General features: G+C 71.9%; 2 protein-coding genes. One reads left to right on the top strand and one right to left on the bottom strand.

Features of this window, described 5'->3' with window-relative positions; all coding sequences use genetic code 11:
* Positions 1-180 precede the first annotated feature (180 nt).
* Entirely contained in the window at positions 181-1,107 is a 927-nt protein-coding gene (locus HMPREF0731_RS20145) for a LysR substrate-binding domain-containing protein (RefSeq protein WP_007006065.1), read from the bottom strand.
* 86 nt (positions 1,108-1,193) lie between these two features.
* Between HMPREF0731_RS20145 and HMPREF0731_RS20140 the strand changes: the two genes are divergently transcribed.
* Positions 1,194-1,424, top strand: coding sequence for a DUF1127 domain-containing protein (locus HMPREF0731_RS20140; protein WP_040614209.1), 231 nt, complete (start codon positions 1,194-1,196; stop codon positions 1,422-1,424).
* Positions 1,425-1,463: the final 39 nt, after the last annotated feature.

Raw genomic sequence — 1,463 nt, 5'->3', positions numbered from 1 at the left:
GGGCCAGGCCGGCGCCGGCGGCCACCAGGCCGCGGCGGTGAATGATCATCTTTCTCGTCCTCCCAGTATGGTCCCGCCGCAATCCGCATCCGAGACGGGGAAAGACGGCCCGGCCGGCGCTTGCCACGCCGTTCCACGCCAGCTTCTCCTTACGGGAAGGTAAGCATCAGCCCGCGGGACTCAGCAAGCACGGTTTGGCAGCCCACCGGGTTCGTGGCGGAAACTGTCGATGATGTGCCGCCCGAGCGCCACCGCCGCCGGAGTGTCGGCGCGCTGGGCCAGCGCGATCTCGAATTCCGGCAGGCGGGGCAGGCCATCGGCCTCGTCCAGCACGCGCAGCCCGGGCGGCAGCGGGGCGGAGAGCCCCACCGTGATCGCCAGCCCCGCCAGCACCACCGCATAGGTGCCCATCTGGGCGCTGGAGGAATAGGTGACGCGCCAGGGCAGGCCGGCCGAATCCAGCGCCTCGGTCGCGGCGCGGCGCCAGATGCAGGAGGGCTGCGCCAGCGACAGGCGCAGCGGCGTCTGCCGGTGTACCGCATGGGCGGCCGAGCCCACCCAGTGCAGCGGCCCGCGCCAGAGCGGCAGGCCCGGCCCGCTGCCGCGCAGCTCGTTGCCGGCGGAGTAGATGGACAGGTCCAGCTCGCCGCGCTCCAGCCGCTCCAGCAGCTCGGTCGAGGGGGCGCAGACCACCTCCAGCTCGGCGGCCGGGTGGCTCTCGGCGAAGCGGGCCAGGATGTCGGGCAGCCAGAGCAGCACATAGTCGTCCGGCGTGCCGAGCCGCACCCGCCCCGTCACCTCGGGGTTGCGGAAATTGGCCAGGATCTCGTCATGCATGGACAGCCAGGGCCGCGCCCGCTCCAGCAGCCAGGCGCCCTGCGGGGTCAGCGAGAAGCCCTTGGCGCCGCGCACCAGCAGGGCATGGCCCAGCATCTCCTCCAGCCTGCGCATCTGCATCGACACGGCGGACTGGGTGCGGCCGACGCGCTGCGCGGCGCGGGTGACGCTCGCCCCCTCGGCGATCAGCACGAAGGAGCGGAGCAGATCGGGGTCGAGGCCGGGTGGCAAAGCGAGCATGGCCACATCATCAACGGTGTTGATGGCCATCGTCAAAACAATTCGTTTTTCTGATGTCGCGGCGGCGGTCAGATTGATGGGGTCAACAACCCCCGGCGCTTGAAAGGCCCCCGGTCATGTCCGCCCAGCTCGGCTCCGCTTCTCCCTGCCCCGTCGCCCTGCGCAGCCCGCGCGGCGCGCGCCCGGTCGGCTGGATGGCGACGCTGCGACAGCTGCTGCGCATGATCGAGACCCGGCAGCATCTTGCCGAACTGGACGAGCGCATGCTGCGCGATATCGGCATGACCAAGGCCGAAGCGGTGCATGAGTCGCGCCGCGCGGCCTGGGACCACGGCCGGCGCGGCTGAGCCCGGCGCGGCGGGCTGCCACCCCCACCCTTCCCCCGG

The sequence above is a fragment of the Pseudoroseomonas cervicalis ATCC 49957 genome (genome assembly GCF_000164635.1).
GTDB lineage: Bacteria > Pseudomonadota > Alphaproteobacteria > Acetobacterales > Acetobacteraceae > Pseudoroseomonas > Pseudoroseomonas cervicalis.
The sequence above is the reverse complement of the archived record's forward strand: the minus strand, read 5'-3'. Positions and strand labels throughout refer to the sequence as shown.

Bases quoted from the DNA above. Each gene is read 5' to 3' on its own strand.
- HMPREF0731_RS20140 (WP_040614209.1), top strand. From the start codon at position 1,194: ATGTCCGCCCAGCTCGGCTCCGCTTCTCCCTGCCCCGTCGCCCTGCGC.
- HMPREF0731_RS20145 (WP_007006065.1), bottom strand. From the start codon at position 1,107: ATGGCCATCAACACCGTTGATGATGTGGCCATGCTCGCTTTGCCACCC.